This window comes from Enterococcus casseliflavus NBRC 100478 (assembly GCF_001544095.1).
GTDB classification, from domain to species: domain Bacteria; phylum Bacillota; class Bacilli; order Lactobacillales; family Enterococcaceae; genus Enterococcus_D; species Enterococcus_D casseliflavus.
Map to the genome: position 1 here is coordinate 14919 of NZ_BCPT01000025.1, position 22846 is coordinate 37764.

The 22846-nt window shown below is 41.5% G+C and carries 22 protein-coding genes and 1 pseudogene; 3 read left to right on the forward strand and 20 right to left on the reverse strand.

Features of this window, described 5'->3' with window-relative positions; all coding sequences use genetic code 11:
* Positions 1 to 23 precede the first annotated feature (23 nt).
* The 5 genes and pseudogenes from ECA1_RS15475 to ECA1_RS15495 all read right to left on the reverse strand — a co-directional run bounded on the left by ECA1_RS15475 (position 24) and on the right by ECA1_RS15495 (position 4919).
* Entirely contained in the window at positions 24 to 446 is a 423-nt protein-coding gene (locus tag ECA1_RS15475) for a cupin domain-containing protein (protein ID WP_002307506.1), read from the reverse strand.
* 773 nt (positions 447 to 1219) lie between these two features.
* Positions 1220 to 1561 (reverse strand): annotated as a pseudogene (locus ECA1_RS15480) (DNA topoisomerase); the annotation flags it as partial.
* A 206-nt stretch (positions 1562 to 1767) separates the two neighbouring features.
* Positions 1768 to 2361: an HD domain-containing protein gene (locus ECA1_RS15485; RefSeq protein ID WP_060792975.1), complete on the reverse strand. Its 594-nt coding sequence runs from the start codon at positions 2359 to 2361 to the stop codon at positions 1768 to 1770.
* 198 nt (positions 2362 to 2559) lie between these two features.
* On the reverse strand, positions 2560 to 2940 hold the full coding sequence (locus ECA1_RS15490) for a DUF7006 family protein (RefSeq protein ID WP_060792976.1): 381 nt from the start codon (positions 2938 to 2940) through the stop codon (positions 2560 to 2562).
* Positions 2941 to 3425: 485 nt separating this feature from the next.
* Positions 3426 to 4919 carry a helix-turn-helix domain-containing protein gene (locus ECA1_RS15495; RefSeq protein ID WP_060792977.1) on the reverse strand — a complete coding sequence of 498 codons (1494 nt, stop codon included), beginning with the start codon at positions 4917 to 4919 and terminating at the stop codon, positions 3426 to 3428.
* Between the two features lie 531 nt (positions 4920 to 5450).
* Between ECA1_RS15495 and ECA1_RS15500 the strand changes: the two genes are divergently transcribed.
* Positions 5451 to 5885: a hypothetical protein gene (locus ECA1_RS15500; RefSeq protein WP_005225210.1), complete on the forward strand. Its 435-nt coding sequence runs from the start codon at positions 5451 to 5453 to the stop codon at positions 5883 to 5885.
* Between the two features lie 103 nt (positions 5886 to 5988).
* Here ECA1_RS15500 and ECA1_RS15505 read toward each other — a convergent pair whose 3' ends face one another.
* On the reverse strand, positions 5989 to 8460 hold the full coding sequence (locus tag ECA1_RS15505) for a MucBP domain-containing protein (RefSeq protein ID WP_060792978.1): 2472 nt from the start codon (positions 8458 to 8460) through the stop codon (positions 5989 to 5991).
* 395 nt (positions 8461 to 8855) lie between these two features.
* Positions 8856 to 9329 carry a YehS family protein gene (locus ECA1_RS15510; RefSeq protein WP_010747557.1) on the reverse strand — a complete coding sequence of 158 codons (474 nt, stop codon included), beginning with the start codon at positions 9327 to 9329 and terminating at the stop codon, positions 8856 to 8858.
* A gap of 259 nt (positions 9330 to 9588) precedes the next feature.
* Between ECA1_RS15510 and ECA1_RS15515 the strand changes: the two genes are divergently transcribed.
* Positions 9589 to 10038, forward strand: coding sequence for a DUF305 domain-containing protein (locus ECA1_RS15515; protein ID WP_005225207.1), 450 nt, complete (start codon positions 9589 to 9591; stop codon positions 10036 to 10038).
* 132 nt (positions 10039 to 10170) lie between these two features.
* Here the strand turns inward: ECA1_RS15515 and hisIE are convergent, their stop codons facing one another.
* From hisIE to hisG, 8 genes are all read right to left on the reverse strand, one after another.
* Positions 10171 to 10803 carry a bifunctional phosphoribosyl-AMP cyclohydrolase/phosphoribosyl-ATP diphosphatase HisIE gene (hisIE, locus tag ECA1_RS15520; RefSeq protein ID WP_060792979.1) on the reverse strand — a complete coding sequence of 211 codons (633 nt, stop codon included), beginning with the start codon at positions 10801 to 10803 and terminating at the stop codon, positions 10171 to 10173.
* 38 nt (positions 10804 to 10841) lie between these two features.
* Entirely contained in the window at positions 10842 to 11600 is a 759-nt protein-coding gene (gene hisF / locus ECA1_RS15525) for an imidazole glycerol phosphate synthase subunit HisF (protein ID WP_005225205.1), read from the reverse strand.
* Positions 11597 to 12316 carry a 1-(5-phosphoribosyl)-5-[(5-phosphoribosylamino)methylideneamino]imidazole-4-carboxamide isomerase gene (gene hisA, locus ECA1_RS15530; RefSeq protein WP_015509107.1) on the reverse strand — a complete coding sequence of 240 codons (720 nt, stop codon included), beginning with the start codon at positions 12314 to 12316 and terminating at the stop codon, positions 11597 to 11599. The genes hisF and hisA overlap by 4 nt, the downstream gene beginning before the upstream one ends.
* Positions 12313 to 12936 (reverse strand): imidazole glycerol phosphate synthase subunit HisH, encoded by a 624-nt coding sequence (hisH, locus tag ECA1_RS15535; RefSeq protein ID WP_060792980.1) that lies wholly within the window; start codon positions 12934 to 12936, stop codon positions 12313 to 12315. Before hisH ends, hisA begins: the two co-directional genes overlap by 4 nt.
* A gap of 65 nt (positions 12937 to 13001) precedes the next feature.
* Positions 13002 to 13595, reverse strand: coding sequence for an imidazoleglycerol-phosphate dehydratase HisB (hisB, locus tag ECA1_RS15540; RefSeq protein ID WP_005225202.1), 594 nt, complete (start codon positions 13593 to 13595; stop codon positions 13002 to 13004).
* Positions 13592 to 14650 carry a histidinol-phosphate transaminase gene (hisC, locus tag ECA1_RS15545; protein ID WP_060792981.1) on the reverse strand — a complete coding sequence of 353 codons (1059 nt, stop codon included), beginning with the start codon at positions 14648 to 14650 and terminating at the stop codon, positions 13592 to 13594. Before hisC ends, hisB begins: the two co-directional genes overlap by 4 nt.
* A complete protein-coding gene (hisD, locus tag ECA1_RS15550; RefSeq protein ID WP_081091763.1) occupies positions 14647 to 15927 on the reverse strand; it encodes a histidinol dehydrogenase in 1281 nt (426 codons plus the stop codon). The genes hisC and hisD overlap by 4 nt, the downstream gene beginning before the upstream one ends.
* Positions 15924 to 17483 carry an ATP phosphoribosyltransferase gene (hisG, locus tag ECA1_RS15555; RefSeq protein ID WP_010747551.1) on the reverse strand — a complete coding sequence of 520 codons (1560 nt, stop codon included), beginning with the start codon at positions 17481 to 17483 and terminating at the stop codon, positions 15924 to 15926. Before hisG ends, hisD begins: the two co-directional genes overlap by 4 nt.
* 513 nt (positions 17484 to 17996) lie before the next feature.
* Here hisG and ECA1_RS15560 point away from each other — a divergent pair.
* Positions 17997 to 18635: a CPBP family glutamic-type intramembrane protease gene (locus ECA1_RS15560; protein WP_060792983.1), complete on the forward strand. Its 639-nt coding sequence runs from the start codon at positions 17997 to 17999 to the stop codon at positions 18633 to 18635.
* 157 nt (positions 18636 to 18792) lie between these two features.
* Here ECA1_RS15560 and ECA1_RS17670 read toward each other — a convergent pair whose 3' ends face one another.
* The 5 genes from ECA1_RS17670 to ECA1_RS15580 all read right to left on the reverse strand — a co-directional run bounded on the left by ECA1_RS17670 (position 18793) and on the right by ECA1_RS15580 (position 22657).
* Positions 18793 to 18957 carry a hypothetical protein gene (locus ECA1_RS17670; RefSeq protein ID WP_016610470.1) on the reverse strand — a complete coding sequence of 55 codons (165 nt, stop codon included), beginning with the start codon at positions 18955 to 18957 and terminating at the stop codon, positions 18793 to 18795.
* Between the two features lie 118 nt (positions 18958 to 19075).
* Positions 19076 to 19918 (reverse strand): Cof-type HAD-IIB family hydrolase, encoded by an 843-nt coding sequence (locus tag ECA1_RS15565; RefSeq protein WP_060792984.1) that lies wholly within the window; start codon positions 19916 to 19918, stop codon positions 19076 to 19078.
* A gap of 239 nt (positions 19919 to 20157) precedes the next feature.
* Positions 20158 to 20541, reverse strand: a complete 384-nt coding sequence (locus ECA1_RS15570) for a DUF7006 family protein (RefSeq protein ID WP_010747547.1) — start codon at positions 20539 to 20541, stop codon at positions 20158 to 20160.
* 578 nt (positions 20542 to 21119) lie between these two features.
* Entirely contained in the window at positions 21120 to 21776 is a 657-nt protein-coding gene (locus ECA1_RS15575) for an HAD family hydrolase (protein WP_060792986.1), read from the reverse strand.
* Between the two features lie 266 nt (positions 21777 to 22042).
* Positions 22043 to 22657: a hypothetical protein gene (locus ECA1_RS15580; protein ID WP_005225192.1), complete on the reverse strand. Its 615-nt coding sequence runs from the start codon at positions 22655 to 22657 to the stop codon at positions 22043 to 22045.
* Positions 22658 to 22846: the final 189 nt, after the last annotated feature.

Consider the following 22846-nt stretch of genomic DNA (forward strand, 5'->3'; position numbering starts at 1 on the left):
CTTTTGTTTCATCCTAGTGTACCTCAGTGTTCGTTTGGATCGTTTTTGGCGTCTTCATGAGTAGGGTGAACCGTTCCTTCAAGGTGATCTGGACCAGCATAAATGGTATACAGTCTGAGCGGCTTATCACCGGTGTTTTCGATGTTGTGCCACATGTCCGCCGGAACAAATACGGCGTCATCATCCATCACTTTTTGTTGAACATGTAAGTTATCTTTAGAAGGCCCCATTTTACACACGCCTTCTCCTTCTTCAATACGGATAAATTGGTCAATGCCTTCGTGCACTTCCAAACCGATGTCATCGCCCGGTTGAATGGACATTACGGTGACTTGCAGTTTACTGCCTGTCCAAATGGTCGTCCGGTAATTATCATTTCCTGTGGTGGCGTCTTCAATATTAATGATATACGGCTTCTTCCCATGATCCTTGTAGTCTATTTCCATCTTCCATTCCTCCTAGTCTTTTTACTAAAACAATGATACCTACTTCTTATTTATAATAATTCTAATAAATGGTACCACATCTAAAATTCTATGCAAAAAATTGGCTTTTTGGAGAGCGATTCTAAACAAAGACCATATAACGCGCAATTACAATTGGTACCCCTTAATCCTCAGCACATAAAGGAAAAAATATGGAATCAAAAAATAACCGATATGTACTCTGGTTATGACTTGAATCAGGGAGAATTTCAGAGACGACACATCATACTTTTTTAGTTTGCACTTGTAAACTAACTAGCGTATATTAAGTTTATGCTCACTATCAAGCGTTGTCAATCCTTTAGAATCTTATCAATTTCGAAAGAAAGTAGCAAGGTTATTGATTGTGACTGTAAAAGTGGGGTGTTCCTATAAGCACATTAAACTATCTTCTCTAATTTATCATGCTATTTAAATTCTGTTTTTTCATGAGAATTTTTGTCCAAAACTTGTTAAAATGATTTTAAAAAATACTTACATACACAATCCCCAAAAAACACTAATGTCATTTCAGTCAAAAAAGATACCGCAGAAAATTTCCACCTGAGATTCGATACGATATTACTCTCTTGACAGCCAGCTTAATTCCTTAGTTGAATAGATTATTAAAGTGCACAAAAAAACAATGCGGCGTTTGTTATATTTTCTGGTATAAGCGACGGTGCTATAAACTTTTTTGCAGATTAAAAATCATATGAATTTAACTCCAGTAATAAGAGTTTAAGTGCCAATGCATGTTTGATTTCTTCGTTGCGTTGGTAAATCAAGAACAAAGTCGGGGTTTGGACGCGTCCAACGCTAAACACGCCTCTCATGCCGTTTTTCTGCATATAAAGCGTGTAAAGACGGGTGAGATTGATTCCTACCAGCCAATCAGCGATTTGTCGGGTTTCTGCTTCTTTGTAAGTGGAATAAAACGCCTGTCCGTCCTTCAGATTTTGAAATCCTTTTTTGATTTCGCTAGTTTCAAGCGAGTTGATCCATAAACGTTTAATGGTTTTCCGGCTATTTCCCGAAAGGTTGATAATCAAGCGGGCGATTGCTTCACCTTCTCGGTCGCTGTCGGTCGCAATCACGATTGTTTCCGCTTCATCTAAATGCTTTTTGACGATCTTGTATATATTGATGTAAGAATAGACACTGTTACGATAAAATACTTTGTAAAAATATACCCTACTTCCCCGATACTCATAACCATTCCTTCTCTTCTAGTACATTTGGTGTTCATTTTGATGATGCTCTTCTACTTCGGCTCATGTTTAGCAGCTTATTGATTTTTGCTTTATTGCTTCAGCCAACCTTTATTTACGGCATCATCTATAAGTTTTCTAACATAGTCCCAAACTTCTGGCATAATTTCTTTGATGACCTCGTTTCGTTTTAATTCGCGTTCAACATCAATGTTATTTTCTAACCAGGTATTCCCGTCACAGTAGTATATCTGCAAGACAGGCTGTAACCTATCGATTGCCGCTGCATATTTTGCTTCTACGGTTGCCATCTCCTCAAACTCTTCCCACAAATCCATAAATTCATCATATTGTTCTCTCGGTAATGTAGAAAATAAACTTGTAGCTGCTTCCCGTTCTCGCTGTACTTTATCCAGGTACCCAGCTTCATCATAACAATAGGTATCACCTGCTTCGATTTCTACCATATCATGAATAATTAACATTTTGAGTACTCGCAACAAATCCACTTGCCCTTCGGTTGCGACATGTTCTGCAAGCAATAGTGCACATAATGTCAAATGCCAGGTGTGCTCTGCATCATTTTCCCGTTGGTTTCTATCATAGATCAGTGTCGATTGTCTAAGGATGGCTTTAAGCTTGTCAGCTTCGACAATAAACTGGATCCTCTTTTCTATTGCATTCATCTGTGACCTCCAATTATTTGTTGAATGAATTTATATCAAAGGTACAGCTTTTTTCCACAATGCCTCCAAAGTTGCATAAAAAAACTGCAGCCTTTTCTTTTGGTAAAACAATTACTCCTGCACAAACCTTAATGAAAGGCTCCTTTCAAACTTCCTATAGCACTTTTTCCTCACGAATGATCTTTGTTGTTACTTCAACTACTCCACGGAAAAATGCAATGAATGGGGCGTAGGCGCGATCAATGTCAGCCCACATCTTTCTTTAAAATAGGTTTTTCTATCTTGTTTCGCCACTTGCAAAATTTCTGCCTCAGCAAAAGGGACCACATTGTCACTCCCCCGCAATTCACTGCATTCCAAAATAATCAAAATCTCTGCTTCTAATGTATTGATTCTCGCATACTGTTCAAAAAAGTTTTCGTGATTGATTTCTTGGATCGCTCGTTTGATTTCGAAGCAATTGGCAAGAATCTTTTCTTTGAGTTCTGGAAACTCTTCCTTGAAAAAAAGCCGCTCCGTTTCTTCCATGTAGAAGTTTAAATATTCTTCCATTGAATGGATCTTAAATGCTGACTCCATCTTTAGTCCTCCTGTTCTATTGATTGGTGAATCTTATGTAAAATCCTGTTTATGTGTTTATCGTTGGAACGAATACGTCGATGCGTACTCTATGGAAATATTGAAAGGAAATCGACCTTTAGGCTGAAATCACTAGCATTACGTTAAATAGAGGATTCGAACACTCTTTCTTACCTTCGCTTTTTCGTAAAACGTTTCTGTTGACCGAGATCTTTATGCCTGCATTATTACATGTTTTTTAGGAAAGGAGACGCCAATCATTTGTTTGTTAGAAGCAAATAAAGTCCTGTTAGATACCTTCGGGTTGGATCGTATCAATTTTAGTTTCATAAAAGTAAACAAGCCCAATAGCCGATTGAGCGATTGACAAACTACATAGGAAATCTGAGAAACGCTGTGCAAAACTTTTCGCTTCCTACTAAAAAAAGGGAGGATTCTCTGGTTTTGAGAATCCTCCTTTTTTTCATACTGTGAAATCCACAGTTTTACGTATGTTTTTGACTAAACTCATTCTGGAACTTTTCAACTGCTTCAATCAGTTCAAGCCAGCGATCCCCCGTTGGAAAACTATTCCATTTAAAAAATTGGACGTTGGGATTTTGGTCAATAAAAGCTTGCCGATTGACGGGATAATCTGTCACGACAAAATCGGGATTTTCGTAAACAAATGAAAGTGTGTACCCAAACCAGCGCTTCAATCGTTCCTTTTGTCTGATTTCTTGGATTTTTCCGAATTTTGATTCGTGAAAAATACGAACCGTAGAACGATCAATTTTCGCTACCAGAGAAAGAAGCATACTATATTGAAAAAGCAAGCGATTGTTCGCTTCATACATGGTTGAAAAAATTGGTGATTGTTGCGCTAACGATTCGTACATCTCCTGAACAAACGGAAAAATCTTAGGAAAGACACGGCGATAATCTTTGTCCGTGGTGCTTTTTCCAAAGGCATCGATCTTATTTTTCGATGCAAAAAGAAGCGAAACCGAATGAATATTCAAGGCATTGACCAACAGATAATCAATATTGCTTTCAGAAACGAGAAAAACTTTCTGAGCGTTTTCCGCAAATAGCCTTGCTGCAGCGATTGCTCGTGGAGAAAAATGATCCCCAATTGTTAACTGACTAGGAATCTCTTCAGGTAAGTACGTCGTCATGACAGAAAACATATAATACAAGAAGAGAAATTCTGTTTCTGGAAGCCCATTTAGAATCAAATTGTCTCTTAGCAATGGCTTGATCAGCTCTTCTTTAAATTCTTCAAAGGAAATCGTCAGATGCCTCATCTCCCTCATCTCTTGAGGAATCTCTTTTACAGGAAAGCCTCTTTTAAAACGATAAATACTTAACGCCAACAATTGAACAAATTTCTCCTGGTCAATCCGGCGATAAAAACTGGGATAACTTGTCAACTTTTTCTTCAATGTACTGACACTTTGTTTCGTCAATCCACTATAACGCACGTTCGTTGCATCATAGATCTGCCAATACATGATGTGGAAAAAATGCCGAATGCGGTATTCTTCGCCCACAAAAAGCGGTTTTCTTTTTAGGTTCAATCGAATGTGATAATTTTCAAGAATCGTTTCTACTTCCTTTAGTTTTCTTTGAACCGTACGATTGCTGACATAATGTTGTTGGGCGGTTTCTTCCAGCGACACATACTTATCACTAAAGAGTCTGTCTAAAATTTGAAATGGCATGCTTTCTTCTAGCATGACCGAATAAAGCTTAGACAAAAGAAAATTCGGCGCAAAATAAAGCGTCATCTCTCTACCTTCATGCAACGCAATCTCAAAATAAGGATACGCCGTTTGCAAATCGAGTGCTCGCTCAAAAACTAAGACGATTCGTCGTTTTGATAAGTTTGTCTTTTCAGCAAGAACATTTAGTTTTTCACGCTCCACAGCCTGCTCAAAAAAATGCGCAAACAATTCATAAACATCTTGGTCTAATTTAGTTAAAAGAAATTTATACATAATAATACCTCTTAACTTTATTTTTAAGGTAATTATACTCCTTTCACGATCTATTTTCATTCAGTGTGTATTCATTGACTACTTATTTCATTTTATAAGAAGCTGTCTCTGAAACTATCACCTTCTGAATCATTTAGGATAAGCAAAATCATGGCTACAACTACTTAGAACTACGAGTTACTACGTCTGGAGAACATTGCTCTTTCTAACAGCTAGTTTAAGACGACAAAACAGTCCAAAGCGCTATTTATCAAAAAATTATTTTATAATAATAAAAGTAAAAAACCGTATATTTTGCTACGATAATAAGAGAGTCGGTTTTTAGGAGTATTTACAATCGAAGAGTTAGGTAGCCTTTGAGCATTTCAACAATTCCAAAAGCTTTTACTTTCTATCAATTACGCTTATATAAAGTTGAAAATTAGTACAGTTATTTTTAAAGTATCTTCGCCATAATCAAGCTAACTTCTTACATTAATTAAAAAGAATGGGGGGACAGGTGTTCATGCTTCGCTGAATGAACTGAAATCAATGAAAATATCAAAAAAAATAGTATGGTCAAGTGTTGCTAGTATTCTCGTTCCAATTTTAATAAGTCTCGCTGTCTTTGTCTCCCCTAGTAATAAACCTGGGATCGTTGTCTCAAATGACTTTGGAAAGATCACAGTTCCGTTGCGAATAAGTAGAATCTATTTAACTCAAACAAACACTGTCTTCTATCAGCCTGAAATACGCTCAGCCAAAACAGTTCTGGAGGAGGCGAATTTATTAGGAGAAAGCACACTTTCGATAAAAATCGGTGAGGAAGAAAAAGAAATTGTTTCTTATATTGATGCCAATGTTAAGAACTTCTCTCTAGAACTAAACGTGGAAGACTATGACAAAACAACAGGAAAATTAGTCTTGACTATTGCCTATCGTGATGGCTTGAATGATGAATTCAAGAACGTAACATTCGAAAGATAACTGATAAAAACCTATATTCTCGCTCATATTTAAATAGGGTTAAACAAAGAGTATCCAGAAAACAATCAATTCTGGATACTCTTTCCTCTCTATTGAAAAGCTTTTAATTTTCAGTTTTTCTTTTTCGTCTCAAAATTACTACGAAAGAAAACAGAACAGTGATGACTCCCAAAAAGCCCATGATTCGTTGACCTGTAAGTTGTTCTCCTGTTGCAGGCAACTTATTTTTTGATTTGGTTTGTGTGTTTGTTTGCTTGCTGTTATTTCCTGAGCTATTCCCGTTCTCTTCGTCCGGCGTCTTGTTTTCTGATTCTGGTGTATCTTTTCCTGAATCTTCTCCCGGTTCATTCTCTTTATCAGCACTGTAAACATAAATAACTTCTTGGACGGCATCACTGAAGGTACCTTTTGCATTTTTAGGCGTCTTTGAAACCCGCCAGCCAGATATTTCTTTGGCGTTGCTTTCATAAGACAAGCCAACTTTTCCATTAAGGATCGTTGGTTCAGCTAATTGATTTCCTTCCATGTCTTCATATCTTACGATAACCAGTGCTGCATCACTACGTTCATAAACATAGGTAACTTCTTGCGCATTTTCACTATAAGTCCCATTAGCGTTAGTTGGCATTTGGGAAACGTACCAGCCTGGGATGGCTTTAGCTTTACTTGTATAAGGTAAACCTATTTTGCCACTCAATACCGTCGGTGCAGATAGTTGATTCCCTTCTTTATCTTCATACTTGACCGTCACTGGTGCCGCATTACTACGCTCATAGACATAAACCACTTCTTGTTCCGTTTCGCTGTAAGTCCCGTTGGCATTAGTTGGCATTTGGGATACGTACCAGCCGTTGATTGCTTTGGCTTCACTTGTATAGGGTAACCCTACTTTCCCACTTAATACTGTCGGTGCAGATAGTTGATTCCCTTCTTTATCTTCATACTTAACCGTAACTGGCGCTGCATCACTACGTTCATAGACATAAACGACTTCTTGAGCTGTTTCACTATAGGTCCCATTAGCATTGCTTGGCGTTTGAGCTACAAACCAGCCTGGGATCGTTTTGGCTTCGCTTGTATAGGGCAGACCTATTTTGCCATTCATTACGGTTGGTGCTGCCAATTCATTGCCTTCTGTATCTTCATACTTCACGGTAACTGGCGCTGCATCACTACGTTCATAGACATAAACGACTTCTTGCGCGACATCACTGAAGGTCCCTATCCTATCCCCTTGGATCTCTTTCAGTGTATAGCCTGAGATATCCTTTTCTTCCGTAGTAAAGGGGTCGCCTACATACCCTGATAAAGTGACATTTGGTGCAAGCGTCTGTCCGTTTTCGTCAAGATACTTGACCGTAACATCTTCTGCAGTATTCACATACTTCACAGGTACTTGATAATTCACTAAATATTGAATGGTACCTGTACTAGCAGCTCTCTCGGTGGATAAACGATTAGGAACCAGAGAAGTGATTGACAAATAGTCAACATTGGCGGGAATATTTTTAAATTGAATCCCTTCTTCAGTCAGTTCAAACCCATCATTTTCATATAAGGGAAAGATATAGCCATTTTTATCTATCCCCCGAATCGAATAAGAATACTTTTTGTTGGACAAAGAAGAGAGCAACGCATTTCCTTGGGTATCAACCATCATACGGTCTTTATAAAGAACATCAGATTGGCCATCTTTTACTAGCATTGGCTCTAATAGTATTTTCTCCTGAGTCATAATAGATAGTTGGGAATTTTGATGGTGTTCTGGAGATAGCTCTAACTTAGAAAAATCCGTCATGCTACTTGCATAGACCGTCAGATAATCTGTTACCCATCCACTAAGATATTGACCAACCCCAATTAATTCTTGGGCTGTCAAATAGGCATCATAATTTCCTATGTGGATATTTGAAAAAGATCCTTTTGGAAGAACGTGTGCTAGTACATTAGGACGGGTAAACAATGTTGCATTTTCCGCCATAGTGATTTGGGGAACATTCGTAGCAATAATAGACGTCGTGTATAACGCTTGCAAGTTGCTAGCGTATTCTAAACCAGTAAAATCGACTACTGTGTCTTTGACTAAAGAAGAAAAATCTAACTGTTTTAGATTCACCATATCTTCTTGAGTGATCGTATCAACTGTTTTGTTTAGCCCTTTCGCTACCTCATTTTGCAAATTCTTATCCGGCATCCAAGCGTCTAATGAAACGCTTCGATTAGAGAATGCCTCTTTCATTTCCGCTGATGATTCAGTTGCCGAGCTAGCTGTGTCTTTACTTGAATCAGGGAGGTTTTTTTCTGTACTTTCCGTCGAGCCACTTTTCTCATCATCATTAACCACTTCTTGCGATTCTGAGTTACTTGTGGTGTCACCGTTGATTTCTTCTTTTATACGAGAAGAATCGACTGTTTCAGTAGTCTCCTCCACTTTTTCTAATGTTCCTAATGTCGTGATTTCTTTGTTTAATGGAATGGTTTCCTGTTCCTCAGCCATAACTTGTGCCAAAGGTGCCAACACAGGCTGACTTAACAAGATCGCCAATGACAAATAGCCCCAAAATTTCCTTTTCATAACATTCTCCTTTTATATTCGTTTACATACGATACGCTTTCCTATCTTTCACCTATCGACAAACTTCCCCTTCTGATGATGGTGACGACTTGTTAATTACAATCTTTAGACACAGGATACCCCTGTTCATTTTGATAGTATTACATGGTTCATCATTCTGAACACGTCAACATTTGTATCAGAAATGACCAAACTTGTCAGGTTTTAACAAACAGGTTATTCAAGCAAACAGATCGCTCACTTCACCTGCTCCTTCATGCTCCAAGCTTGGCCTCAGTTAGCGTTATAATCACTGATTTAAATTGTTTTTTTTAATTTACACACAAAAAAAGAGACACATAACATGCATCTCTTTGGGCGGCCCATTGTAAGTTCAGCCTATTATTGATTTTTTACTAGTTATCCCGATACTCGATCGTCAATCCTTTTAAAAAGTTGCGGGCATATTTGTCTAAACATGGTTTGTAATTGCGATGGCCTTCTTTTCGTAAAATGGCGCCTAATTCACCTTTTGAAACTTTAACTCCCGCTTGCTCGAAAATGTCCAGCATTTCATCTGTTGTTAGGGAAAGGGCGATTTTTATTTTCTTCAGCATCAAATTATTTACATTGCCATTGTTCAACTCTAGGACAGGTTCTGCAGCATCTGGCTTTGTTCCTCGTTGCGAGCGAATCAAACCATTTAAGAAACGCTCAAAGGCTTCATTGGTACACTCAATCTCGTAGGTCTCAGGATCTTTTTTCTTCAATAATTGTCTTACTTCTTCTTTTGTGAAAGAAGCGCCGCCAAGTTCAAAAATTTTCACCATGTCGGTATCCTTGATATCCAAAGCATAGCGTAAACGCGTCAAGCGATCATTGTGATTCATTCTATACACCATCCATTTCTTAGGTTGATTATAACAAATAAACCTAGACGAGTAATCCCGTTTTCGCTTTTTTACTCTAAGAACCCATTTGTTTTCGTTCAAATGTATATCGCTTCTCTCATTCTACTTCCTCCGCTATACTTGATTTAGGGAGTAAATTTATTCTAACAAAACAATAAACGAAAAAAAGCATCTGTTCCGATGATGTTTTGGATTGCTTTATTGTTTTTATTTTGTACACAAAAAGGAGAGGAAAGAAATGAAGAAATACGGGAAATTTTTGGTAATGATTGGGGTATCGACGGTGATTATGTTTTGTATGATGTATTTCAATGTCTACGCCCTCGATCATATCTTTTTCAGCCAAACCCGCCTATTTATGGCACTAATGATGGGCGCGATGATGGCGATCATCATGCTGTTATTTATGTGGAAGATGTATGACAACAAGAAAATGAATATCGGAATTTTAGTTGTCAGTGTTGTACTCTTTTTTGGTTCACTGTTTATGGTCAGAAGCCAAACCGCCGTGGGAGATACGGCCTGGATGAAAGCCATGATTCCCCATCATTCGATTGCGATTCTAACCAGTAAAAATGCCGATTTGTCTGATCCAAGAGTAAAAGAACTTGCAGAAAAAATCATTGACGCACAGGAAAAAGAAATCAAAGAAATGAAAGAATTGATCGAAGAGTTGGAAAACAAATAGCCAGTTTGTGTGCTCACTCAAAGTACCAGCAGATCAACTTTATCGCCACGGTTGCGAAGCCCTTCAAACAATGGCTGAAGGGCTTCTTTTTTTATCGTCAGTTGCTTTCTTTCTACTGAAAACCCCTGACCGTTATTGCATCCGTTCTTGTTTGACTTTCTTATCCACAACATGACGCTTGGCAAGCTCTTGGCGAATAGCCGCTAAATCAATCCCCATTTCTGCCATTAAAACCAATGTATGATACGCCAAATCAGCAATCTCATAAACGGTTTCTTGGCGGTCTTCCTTCATCGCCCCAATCACGACCTCGGTTGCTTCCTCGCCGATTTTTTTTAAGATTTTCTCACTGCCTTTTTCAAACAAGTAGCTGGTATAGCTGCCTTCATGCGGCGTATCTTTACGACCTTTTATCAGCTCATACAACGCATCGATGGTCGGAGAGGATTCTGTACCATAAAGCACCTCTGTAAAGCAGCTTTCTGTGCCTGTATGGCAAGCAGGTCCGTCTTTTTTTACTTTGGCGACTAAAGCATCTTGATCGCAATCTGCGGTCAATGATACTAAATGCTGGTAATTGCCGCTGGTTTCTCCTTTGCGCCACAATTCTTGGCGACTGCGGGAATAAAAGGTCATCAATCGGTCTTTCAAGGTCAAGGTCAAACTTTCTTGGTTCATATAAGCCAAGGTCAAAACTTCATTCGTTTCCACATCCTGCACGATCACTGGAACCAATCCTTGTTCATCAAATCGTACTTGCACCATGTTATCCACTCCTTCTATTGCCTATCAAAACGCCAACGCTATACGATTCGTACGGGAATATCGACGGCCTGTAATTGTTTTTTCAGTTCTGGGATTTTTACCTCGCCATAGTGAAAAATCGAGGCCGCCAACCCTGCTTCAATATTTGGCAATTGAAACAGCTCGATAAAATCGGCACTTTTGCCAGCACCACCCGATGCGACGATCGGTAATTTGGTGATTTCGCTGACAGCTTTCAGCAAGTCTAAATCAAACCCCTGCTTCACGCCATCGGTATCCATGCTGTTGATGACTAGTTCACCAGCACCTAACTGCTCAGCTTGGCGAATCCACGCCAATGCTTCTAAGCCTGTATCTTCCCGTCCGCCTTTGGCAAACACATGCCAGTTCTCACCGACACGGCGAACATCAACGGATAAAACAACGCACTGGCTGCCATAGCGTTTCGCGCCTTCTGCAATCAACTCTGGTCTGCGAAGTGCCCCCGAATTGACGCTGACTTTGTCGGCGCCACAGTTTAAGACTCGTTCAAAATCTGCTACTTGATTGATGCCACCGCCCACCGTCAAAGGAATAAACACTTCTGACGCCACGCGCTGCAAAATGTCCGTGAATAAGCCGCGTTCTTCTGCAGAAGCAGTAATGTCATAAAAAACCAGCTCATCGGCGCCTTGTTCATTGTAAAAGCGCGCCAAAGTCACTGGATCATTGACATCTTTTAAGCCAGCAAAATTGACCCCTTTCACGACTCGCCCATCTCGCACATCAAGGCAAGGAATGATTCGTTTGGCGATCATGCTTCTGCCTCCCCTGCTGCTAAGACATCCGCCAATTGGAGACTGCCGTTATATAAGGATTTCCCAACGATCACGCCAGAGATGCCCAACTGTTTTAATCCTTTAATATCTGCCAATGAAGCCACGCCGCCAGAAGCCACGATGTCGCAATCCAATTGATTGAGTTTTTCGTATAGCGGCAGATTGATGCCTTCTCCTGTACCGTCACGTGAGATTTCGGTAAAGATGATCGTTTGCGCGCCCCATTCCACCAATTGTTGGCAAAAAGTAAACGCGTCTGTTGCCGTTTTCTCGAGCCAGCCTTCCACGGCCACTTTTTCTTCCTTGGCATCGACCCCAATCGCGATCTTATTGCCGTATTTCTTAAGCATCGCTTTTGTGAATGCTGGGTCTTTCTGGGCAATCGTGCCGAGGATCACCCGATGAACGCCTGCTGCCAAACAATGCTGGATCGTTTCTTCCTCACGAATCCCGCCGCCAACTTCGACAAACAGATTGGTTTGCTGGACGATTTTTTTTGCGACATCAAAGTAATGGAGTTTGCCAGCTTTGGCACCATCTAAGTCGACGAGGTGCAGATAGTTGGCACCTTCTTCTTCAAATGAACGAGCAAATGCCACTGGATCATCCCCAAACACTTCTTTTTGCTCATAGTCTCCTTGGTACAAACGGACCACTTTTTGATCTAACAGATCAATTGCTGGAAAAATTTTCATAGCGGCACCTCCGTAAATGCTTTTAAAATCTTCAACCCGACAGCCCCACTTTTTTCTGGGTGGAACTGAGTACCGAAGACATTGTCTTTTTGCACGATACCGGGAATTGCTAGACCATAGTCACTGTCTGCTATGACATACTCTTGGCAATCAGTAGCAAAATAACTGTGGACATAGTAGACAAAGTCTTGTTCCCCTAGCCCGCTGACTAGAGGACTTTCCTTTCTGACAGTCAGCCGATTCCAACCAATCTGCGGCACTTTCAGATTCAGTTTGGCTTCTTCAAAGGCGCTTTGCATGGAAACGATCCGTCCTGGAATCAAACCGAGCCCCGCATGTGTGCCAAACTCCTCACTACTATCAAACAACAGCTGCATCCCTAAACAAATGCCTAAAAAGGGTTTGCCAGCTGCTGCCAATTCTTGGATCGGTTCGATCAGCGACAACTCTGCCAACTTTTGGCGGGCATCGCCAAAAGCGCCTACGCCAGGTAAAAGAATGCGGTCGGCAGCTTTTAATTCTGCTAGTGAACGCGTGATTTGGCAGTCAACACCCAAATAATCCAGCGAACGAGACAAGCTGAACAAATTGCCGACCCCATAGTCGATGATTGCTAACATAATACGCCCCTTTCCTTATCTCATCCATCTGTGTGGAAGATACGTAATCATTTTTCCCTCATGAATCACTGGATCGTCCCTTTGGTTGAAGGGATCTCATCTGGGGCTGCTTGATTGATCGCTACTGCTTCACCTAAGGCACGCCCAAAGCCTTTAAAACAAGCTTCCACAATGTGGTGGCTGTTTTTCCCAGCGATTTGATGGAGATGGATCGTAGCACCTAATTCACGGGCAAAAGCAATGAAAAATTCTTCAACCAATTCTGTATCAAACTGCTGCCCGATTTTTTCGCTCGGTATCGCCAACTCTACGACTGCCATGCCACGACCGCTAATATCGATCGCTGTCATGACTAAGGCTTCGTCCATCGGCAGCAGCATACTGCCATAGCGTTTGATGCCTCGTCGCTCCCCAAGACTTTCTGAAAACGCTCGGCCAATGGCGATGGCTACGTCTTCTGTTGTGTGATGGGCATCTACTTCTGTATCACCATCACAGACCAACGTCAAATCAAAGCGACCGTGGCGGACAAATAATTCCAGCATGTGGTCTAAAAACCCCACACCAGTCTTGATTGATTGCTGACCAGTACCATCGATCGTCAACTGCAGGTGGATCTTGGTTTCAGTCGTATTGCGGGTAACTTCTGCTTTTCTCATTCCTTCACCTCTTCTATGATCGTTGTTAACACCGTCATCAATCGTTCCATCTGGGCCCTCGTTCCTACCGTGATCCGTAAATACTCTTTGATGCGGGGCTGATTAAACCAGCGGACGAAGATTTTCTGCTCTTTCAGTGCCTGATACAACTCTTCACCAGCAATCGCAGGGTGCCTTGCAAACAAAAAATTTCCTTGGCTGTCGGTCTGCTCAAAGCCGAGTTTCGCTAGGGCTTGCTTGCTCCACTCACGCACGTGGATCGTTGCTTGGATCTTCTCATCGACATACGCTTGTTCTTGCAAAACGGCTGCACCAGCGGCTTGGGTCAAACTATTGACATTGTAAGGATTCAAGCTAAATTTCAACCGATTCAAGTCTTGGATCAGTCCTTCATTGGCAACCGCAAAGCCTAGGCGTGCCCCTGCCAGCTGCCGAGATTTCGAAAACGTCCCCACGACCAAGAGATTTGGGTATTGATCGATCAAAGAAACCATTGAAGAGCCGCCAAAATCGATATAGGCCTCATCGACAATCACTAAGCGATCGGGATGCCGTTTTAGAAAGGCACAAATTTCGCTTTGTTCTTGATAAACCCCAGTCGGCGCATTGGGATTGGCAAAAATAACGGTCCCTTTGAGCGAATCGTAGTCCGTTAACGCAATCGAGAAATCTTCTTGCAGCGGAACAACGGTGGCAGCGACTTGGTACAAGGCACCATACACTTGATAAAACCCATAGGTCACATCGGGAAAGGCGATGCCGTTTTCCGTGAAGCCTTGAAAGAGATAGGACAAGACTTCGTCACTGCCATTACCGAGAAACAGCTGGGCTGGTTTAACGCCAAGATAGGCAGCCAGAGGGGTTGTCACCACTTCAGCAGCAATATCCGAGTAACGATTCAGCTTGTGGGCGGCATCGGCAACCGCCGCTTGAACACTTGGCGCTGGCGGATAAGGACTTTCATTGGTGTTCAGTTTAATAACGGCTTGCTCGTCTACTTGTTCCCCTGGTGTATAAGGAGTCAGCTTGTGATACTTTTGATGTAAAAAGGTCATTTTTCTCCCTCTCTTCGTACATTGATCGAACGGGCATGGCCGATCAAGTCTTCGGTTTCTGCGAACAACGCTACGGCTGGACCAGCCGCCTTCATGGCTGCTTCTGGGTAATACAAGTAGCTGCTTTTCTTAATAAAATCATCCACTGATAACGGCGAGTAAAAACGGGCGGTCCCTTCTGTTGGTAGGGTATGATTTGGTCCAGCAAAATAATCTCCCAGCACTTCTGGTGTATGATGTCCTAAAAAAACACTACCCGCATTTTCTACTTGTCCCAACAAAGCAAAAGGATCTGCCACTGCTAATTCAAGGTGTTCTGGGGCGATTTGATTGGCAATGGTAAGTGCTTCAGTCAAATCATTGACCAGAATCAACTTTCCGCTAGATTCAAGCGCTGCAGCAGCAATGTCTTTGCGGGGCAGTTGCTTCAGTTGCAAGTCAAGCTCTACTTGGACTTGTTCAATCAAGGCTGCTTCTGTTGTGACTAAGATGGCTTGCGCTAAGATATCATGCTCGGCTTGTGCCAAAAGATCCGCTGCCAGCCAGCGCGGATTTGCGCTGGCATCGGCGATGATCAGCACATCGCTGGGCCCTGCGATCATATCGATATCAACTTCGCCGTACACCATTTTTTTCGCTGTGGCGACATAAATATTTCCTGGTCCCACGATTTTGTCGACTTTGGGAATCGTTTCTGTCCCATAAGCCAATGCCGCTACGCCATGGGCTCCACCGACTTTGTAGATTTCATCCACTCCAGCAACGGAAGCTGCCGCTAAGATAGCAGCTGGAACTTTTCCTTGGCTGTCCGTCGGTGTGATCATAACGATTTTTTTGACCCCGGCGATTTTTGCGGGCAGGACATCCATCAAAACCGTACTAGGATAAGCTGCTGTTCCGCCAGGAACGTAGACCCCGACTTTTGCTAGTGGCAAGACCCGCTGTCCCATCACAACGCCATTTTCCTTCGTCAAGACAAAGCCTTGCTGGACTTGCTTTTGATGAAATGCCAAAATGTTTTCCTTCGCCTGTTCCATCACCTCAAGCAGCTCAGGGGAGACGGCTTGGACAGCCGTTTCAACCTCCTCAAGACTGACGGTTAAGGAAGACAAGGTCACTTGATCGATTTCTTCAATTAATTGAAACAACGCCTGATCTCCTTGCTGCTGAACACGGGCAATGATTTGGGCGACAATGGTTGAAACATCCTTCGTTTCCGACTGTTTCCTTGCCACAATCGTTTCGATCGTATCTTTTTGGGTCGAAAAAATTCTCATAATTGCTCCCTCACCTTCTCAATCACTGTTTGAATGCGTTCTTGCTTGAAACGCCACGTGGCGTGGTTGATCACTAAACGCGCTGAAGACGGCGCGATGTCTTGGATCACTTCTAAATCATTTTCTTTTAGTGTCGTCCCCGTTTCGACGATGTCAACGATCACATCGGATAGACCTAACAAAGGAGCCAATTCAATGGATCCATGCAGTTGGATCAATTCCACCGAGCGACCTAACCCTTGATAAAACTGACGGGTGATCTGCGGATATTTTGTGGAGACCCGCAGCGGGCGGGAGAAATCTTCCTCGAAATCCGTACGCGCCGCTACTGCCAAACGGCAGACCCCCATATGCAAATCAAGAAATTCGATGACTTCTGCCTTGCTTTCCATTAAAATATCTTTGCCTACGACACCGATATCCGCCACTCCGTGCTCCACATAGATCGCCACATCGCTAGGCTTGACTAAGAAAAAGCGCAGCTTGTTTTCTTCATCACAAAAAATTAGTTGGCGATTGTCTTTGAAGACGCCTTGCGCAGCGACTCCAGCTTTCGTGAATAAATCGTAGACGGCATCCCCCATGCGGCCTTTAGGTAGCGCAATGTTCAAATAGCCTGAACTTTCGTTGTCAGTCGGCACCTTTTGCCCTACATGGTTGAGCTTCATACCAAACCCGATCGCCCCTTGCTCTTTGCCTTGCCGACTCATCAAGCGATCATAACGGCCGCCATATAAAATCGTCTCTCTTGCTTCTTCGATGAATCCTTGAAACAGCAAGCCACTGTAATAATCGGCATCATTTAAAATTGAAAAATCCAGCCTTATCCGAATGGAAGCTGACAGTTGTTCTTTTTGCAATGCTTGATACAGTTGTTTTAGTTCTGCTAAACCAGCTTGTGCTTGGGGATACTCTGCCAGCAGCTCTTTGGCCTTTTGATACTTGGTTTCAAAATCACCTGACAAACGTACCAGTTTCGCCAATTTTTCAGCTTCTGTTGCTGACAAGCCAGCTTTTTCAGTCAGTGCATCCATGCCATGGGAACTCTTGTCCCGCAGGCAGTGCAGTACCTTTTGTCGATCCGCTTCGGGGAAGCGTTGGCAGATGCCATCCAAAATCCCCATATGAGACAGATCCAAGGTCCCTTTTCCCACCTGAGCCAAACTTTCCCAAGCCAGTTTTACAACCTCCAGTTGATCTTCCCATGTGATTTGGTCAATGAGCTCCAAACCGATTTGATCGATCTTTTGGTATTCCCCTGCTTGACGATCCTGTCGATAGACATCCTCCACATAATACACTCTGCGCGCTTCTCCAGAAGGTGTATTTTTGGCAATCGACAAGGTGACATCGGGTTTTAGCGCCATCGTCCTGCCATCCGTGCCTGTAAACGTGATGATGGAAGAACCACGCAAGAACTGATCATTTTGCTGATAGTTGCGATACTCTTCAAAATTGTTCGAGTGATAAGGTGAAAAATGATGCTGTGTATACAATTTTCTTAATTTCAGTTCGACTTGTTCGGCTGGTTTTAATACATTCCATAACTCTTCCACACTTATCACTCCTATTTCATGCCACCGATTCGGCTTTCTCACTGTTAAAGGCTCGCTTTATCATCGATTCACCATCAGTTTTTCTAATAATACTAATGGTTTTGCCATAAATAAGCAATGGTATTTTTCGAAATATTCTGGAATTTTTAGTCGATTTCAAGAGAACATAGCGATGTCGTTTCTTTGTTGACGATTATTCCATCGAATCTGGAAGTCAGTTTTCCTTTCTTAATGAAGTAACTTAGTACTTGTGCATCCTCCATCACTTAGTTGCTCAACCATAAAAAAGTCCGAAATATACGACCATCTTGTTTCAGAAACTCGTTATCGATTACTCTATCTTTTGTACCCTACAAAGAATTGGCGCAAATGAAGCGATGATATGAAAATCACCCAAAACGTTCATTGTTGTACTTATCGCTTATATTACGGCACAAAAAGCACACAGCAGAAGAATCAGAGAAAACAGCTAAATAGTACATGCTCTATAGCTTAATAAGGAGAGAAAAGTAAATGAACAAACTTATAGGAAAACAAATCTCATGGAACCACGCTTTACTAGGAACAGTCCTCGCAGGTATCGGTTTGGTCGGTCTTTTGTATGCCCCTGCCATCGTCAGCATCTTCTCATTGTCGATTGCCAGCTATTGGGCATTACGGCTAGTTTACGGTAAAGAAGCATTCAAGCAGCTCTTTGGGAAACCCATCGCGCCAGTGAAGACGATCAGCAAGTATTTTCTTTTAAACATCCTGATCAGCTTCCTCGTTTCTCTCGTTTTGCAATACGGACTAAAGTGGGATCTTCATGGAAATCCAGTGAACGAAGGCTTTCAATGGTTGACTCTGCTCGTTATTCCAATCATGTTACTTGGAGAAGAACTCTTTTCCATCTTCTTTTTAGCGATTTTTTCTAGTAAATGTACCTTGCCAGTTGCCAGCATCCTTTCCGCGATCATCTTTGGCTTGGTTCATTACAGCACTTATGATAACGGCAATGTTTTCCATACCTTGGTCCATATTCTTTTCATTCAAGGGGTGGCGCGCTTGCTATTTAACCAAGCTGCCATCAAGAGCAACTCGATCCTGACTAGTTGGGGCACACATGTCTTGTTCGACCTGTTTGCTATTTTAGTGGCTTATCTGACTGCTTGAGAAAAACGAAAAAGACTGATTCAATTGAAATCAGTCTTTTTTGATACAACAACTAGTTACCTGAGTATCCCTCCCTGAAAAGAAGCATTGATCGCTTTTGTGCCTTTCACGAGGTTGGGTGTTTGTTCTATTCGCTGTGTTTCATAAGAAAATGTCCTTACTTTTTAAAGGGATCCTCTTTTACTTTCTCACAAATTTCTGCTTCACTGTACACCTTCATCAGCCGCTTGACTTCGCCTTCGATATTAAAACGCAAGGCTTCTGTCGCCTTCAGGTTTTTCAATGCTTGTTCAAGATAACAAAGAAAAGTCGTTTCCTTCATTTTAACTCAGCCTCCTTGTCAATCGTTGGTCTTACAGGTCACTTTAACAACGTCGCGCAACTCCTGATCAATCTCTCTAGAAAGCAGAAGGATTGTGCAGACGTTTGCTTCTTAGTGGTTACACCAGACCGTGCTTTTGGAGTGCTTGCGCAATCCCGCCGTCTTCTGGTCGAGCCGTCACCTCGTCAGCTACTGCCAATAGCTGTTCACAGGCATTGCCCATCGCAATTCCCGTCGCAACAGCTTCAAACATTTCGACATCATTATGGCCGTCACCAAACGCCAAGGTATCTTTGTTATCGATCCCTAGATGGTTCAAGAGAAAATCGATGGCTTTTTTCTTGTGGATATTCTTGATGCCGATCTCGCCACTGTCCTTGCCAAAAACAGGTACCGTACTGCGAATCATTTGGAATTGTTCGTGGTATTGGTCATGGACCTGTTCATAAGGAATGGAATGATTGATGAAGGAAACTTTGTTCACGTCATCGTAATCGATTTTCGCTTCGTCCTCGATCAATAAATCAAGGAACCACTGAATAGTTTGAACACGTTGTTTTCCTGCTTCACTTTCAACAGGCTCACCTGCTAAGACGATCTCAATCAACCGATTTCGTAAATTGGTACTTGCAAATAATCCTTGATTCGATTCCAAGTAATACTCGATTTGGTTTGCTTTTAAGAAATCGATCAGTCTTAATAAGGCTTCCTTTTCAAAAACTTTGTGCAAAATCACCTCATCGTGCACCTCGCAATAACCGCCTCCAGCACCAATCATTCCACTTAAAGGCAGTGCCAGTACATCTTCTGTGATTTCGGCTTTTGAACGACCCGTACACAAGAAAAACTCATGCCCCTTCTTATGTGCCGCTGTGATCGCTTGGCGAGCACTTTCTGGTACGTTTCCCGCATCATCGCACAATGTTCCATCTACATCTAAAAAGATAATTTTCTTCGTCATTTCATTCCCTCTTTCCTAACCCAATCAATAAAGCGCTCACATGAACATATTTGCTGAATCCAAGATGTCACCATCAGCCGCTTGCTATTAGTATAACAAATCACAAGATAACCTCGCTAGACTATTTTACTGACTCATACATAAACACGCTCTCGTTTTTTCTCGATGCCCTTTATCCTTGATGATCGTCAAATGGCTTTCATTTGATCACTTTTAAGGTGACTTATCCTTTGCGTAGCTTACTCTTCACTTAAATAAATCAATCCCCATTTAGGTAGTTGGTTAGTTGCATGACCCGTAAGCTCGCGATAATAGTACCGTTTGTCATGCTTGATCATACTGATAATTTCCTCTTCCTTCATCCCCAGCTCTTGACATAGGTCAGTTTTGGTATTGGTCACAAGTTCCAGTAGAATTTGGATCTGTGCGTCCACAGCCAGAAGCGCTCGAAAGGTATCAAATAAGTTCTTTGTTCGATCATAGTAAATGTCTTCGAAGTCAACACAAAGTTCCTGATAATAAGTAAAAAGTTTCGGATAGGCTGTCAGTACCCCAGCGCTTAACAATACTTCCTTTGAATAAGACAGATAATCCTTCGGGTCATTTATTTTTTCTGATAACACAGAATCACTCCTTTCCATCCATGGCTTTTCTTCAATGATAGCATTGATCCCTCGTTTGATCGTAATGATTTCCTTCTTCGTTAATCGCCCCTACATCCCTTCACATAAAACAAAGGCTTTATCTTCTAGTATTTCAAATCACATGAAATCCTTGGGTGGCATCCCGTTCTGCGCTCACCTCCAATGCATGATCTAAGGAAATCAGTTACTCTCATTATAGTTTTTTGTTGCTCCAAGCTTATAATTCCTTTTTGCTCTAGCAGAGGAATAAGAGAGAAAAATCCAGCGTACCCGCATTGCTTTATCTAAGAAGAAAGATCAAAAGGAATTTATTTGCAGTGATTTTCCGATGATTACGCGATCAACCAAAAGAACGAATGGAAATGAATACCTTTATTCAATGCTGTGGCGCCTTCATTCTCACGACAGCACAAAAAACCAATGATCGCTGGTTTCGATCATTGGTCAAAGTTCTCAAATTGCATGTTGTAAAAGGACGATCTGTCCTTTCTTTTTGGATCATGCCAAGATATAAGCGAGGCTAAAACGTCCTCTTACACTGTGAGCACAAAAAAGGATCATGCATATAGAAAATCTAAAATCTCACGTGGCGCATCTACCAAAGCATCTGGGTTTTCTTCAGAAAGCTTTTTCGGATCGTGGCTGCCCCACGTAACGGCGATCGTTTTGACACCCGCGGCTTTTCCCATTTGGATATCAAAAATAGCATCTCCTATCATGATCGTCTTTGTCGGGTCAAATTGATAGTGTGACACGACTTTGTTGATTCCTTCGGGATGAGGTTTGTAGTGGGTCACCGCATCAGAGCCGATGATTTCTTCAAAGAACGCCACAAGGTCCTGAGCAGCTAAGTTTCGTTTGACGACCGCTGTCTTCTTACTTGAAACGACGAAACAAGGTACCTTTCGTTTATTTAAGATTTCTAAGACATGGGGAATTTCTGGAAATACTTTCAAGGTACTTTCTTCATAGGTTTGGTAATAGGCTCGGAAAATCTGAATCAATTCCGCTGCGGTTTCTTGATCTAATGGCTGTTCAGACATTTTAAAAAATGATTCTTCGATCGGTATTCCCATATAATGTTCAATGACTACTTCACTGGGTACTTTGAGTCCCATCTCTTTAAAAGCTGCTTTTGTCGCCTTCACACTACATTCTTTTGAATCCAATAAAGTTCCATCCAAATCAAATAGCACACATTCAACCTGCTTCACGATATTTCCTCCTCCAAAAGGTATTCCATCAATTTTCTACAAATGCTTTTTTCATTTACGCAGTATTTCTTTCCATTACTGATTATCTCTATTTTATCACTAAAAAAAAGCATTATCATATTTTTCCATAACCTTCTTCATTTATTGCTAATATACTTATATAAAAAAACGACTCGCTTTGAAAACAGAGTCGTTTCTACAAGATAGGCAAATTTACCTGAAGGCCTATTTGTCAGGCATAAAAGTTAAACCCATTTTCAGCTTTTTTACTGCAAGATATATCCTTTGCCCCAAGCGGTACGGACGCGTTTTTCAGTATAGTCGTATTCATCTAATTTCTCATTGATTCGTTTCGCCAAAATCGATAGCTGCGATTTTCGGGAATTCGTGCCGCCGTTGCCCCAAATTTTCCAGCAAAGGTCCTCTCGGTTGATAAATTGCTCTTCTGCTAGATTATTGAAAAAGATCTGTTCTTGCAGACTAAGAAATTTAGGGAACGATTCCTTCGTTACTGATGCCTTTTCTAACTTGCGAGTATTTGGTGGCAAAGCCGCCAAAAATTCTCTCAACTCGACAAATGACCGATTAAGATAGGTCGCATTTTCCGCTTTTTCCAGTATCATTTCTTGTTCGTCATTCCCTGGCAAGATTCGAACGATCCGCTGTTGATAATAAGGAGCCAATGTCTGATTGAGCAATAAAAATTCTGGATCAGCAATTGTTTCACTGACAAATAAACAGTCAAATAACTTGGCACTTTCTATCAACCATTCCTCCTCTTCGGTACTTCTGCCCACGAACACTTCATGGCTCAAAATCTGCAGCTCCCGCTGCAAATCAATCTCATATGATATGTTTTTCGTCAATATGATAATTCTCATGACACACCCTACTTTCCTTTCTTATTTATTCAGAAATGAGTTGGAAATGATTTCTGAATACTTTATGTTGACATTATTACTTATTTTTATCAGCTTGAGGTGTCATTTTTTGTTCATAAATGGTGATCTGGTGTCATGTTTTAAAAAATAGATTGACTTTCATTTCATGGTTCATACTCTTCGATAGCC

Bases quoted from the DNA above. Each gene is read 5' to 3' on its own strand.
- ECA1_RS15475 (WP_002307506.1), bottom strand. From the start codon at position 446: ATGGAAATAGACTACAAGGATCATGGGAAGAAGCCGTATATCATTAAT.
- ECA1_RS15485 (WP_060792975.1), bottom strand. From the start codon at position 2,361: ATGAATGCAATAGAAAAGAGGATCCAGTTTATTGTCGAAGCTGACAAG.
- ECA1_RS15490 (WP_060792976.1), bottom strand. From the start codon at position 2,940: ATGGAGTCAGCATTTAAGATCCATTCAATGGAAGAATATTTAAACTTC.
- ECA1_RS15495 (WP_060792977.1), bottom strand. From the start codon at position 4,919: ATGTATAAATTTCTTTTAACTAAATTAGACCAAGATGTTTATGAATTG.
- ECA1_RS15500 (WP_005225210.1), top strand. From the start codon at position 5,451: ATGAAAATATCAAAAAAAATAGTATGGTCAAGTGTTGCTAGTATTCTC.
- ECA1_RS15505 (WP_060792978.1), bottom strand. From the start codon at position 8,460: ATGAAAAGGAAATTTTGGGGCTATTTGTCATTGGCGATCTTGTTAAGT.
- ECA1_RS15510 (WP_010747557.1), bottom strand. From the start codon at position 9,329: ATGAATCACAATGATCGCTTGACGCGTTTACGCTATGCTTTGGATATC.
- ECA1_RS15515 (WP_005225207.1), top strand. From the start codon at position 9,589: ATGAAGAAATACGGGAAATTTTTGGTAATGATTGGGGTATCGACGGTG.
- hisIE (WP_060792979.1), bottom strand. From the start codon at position 10,803: ATGGTGCAAGTACGATTTGATGAACAAGGATTGGTTCCAGTGATCGTG.
- hisF (WP_005225205.1), bottom strand. From the start codon at position 11,600: ATGATCGCCAAACGAATCATTCCTTGCCTTGATGTGCGAGATGGGCGA.
- hisA (WP_015509107.1), bottom strand. From the start codon at position 12,316: ATGAAAATTTTTCCAGCAATTGATCTGTTAGATCAAAAAGTGGTCCGT.
- hisH (WP_060792980.1), bottom strand. From the start codon at position 12,936: ATGTTAGCAATCATCGACTATGGGGTCGGCAATTTGTTCAGCTTGTCT.
- hisB (WP_005225202.1), bottom strand. From the start codon at position 13,595: ATGAGAAAAGCAGAAGTTACCCGCAATACGACTGAAACCAAGATCCAC.
- hisC (WP_060792981.1), bottom strand. From the start codon at position 14,650: ATGACCTTTTTACATCAAAAGTATCACAAGCTGACTCCTTATACACCA.
- hisD (WP_081091763.1), bottom strand. From the start codon at position 15,927: ATGAGAATTTTTTCGACCCAAAAAGATACGATCGAAACGATTGTGGCA.
- ECA1_RS15560 (WP_060792983.1), top strand. From the start codon at position 17,997: ATGAACAAACTTATAGGAAAACAAATCTCATGGAACCACGCTTTACTA.
- ECA1_RS17670 (WP_016610470.1), bottom strand. From the start codon at position 18,957: ATGAAGGAAACGACTTTTCTTTGTTATCTTGAACAAGCATTGAAAAAC.
- ECA1_RS15565 (WP_060792984.1), bottom strand. From the start codon at position 19,918: ATGACGAAGAAAATTATCTTTTTAGATGTAGATGGAACATTGTGCGAT.
- ECA1_RS15580 (WP_005225192.1), bottom strand. From the start codon at position 22,657: ATGAGAATTATCATATTGACGAAAAACATATCATATGAGATTGATTTG.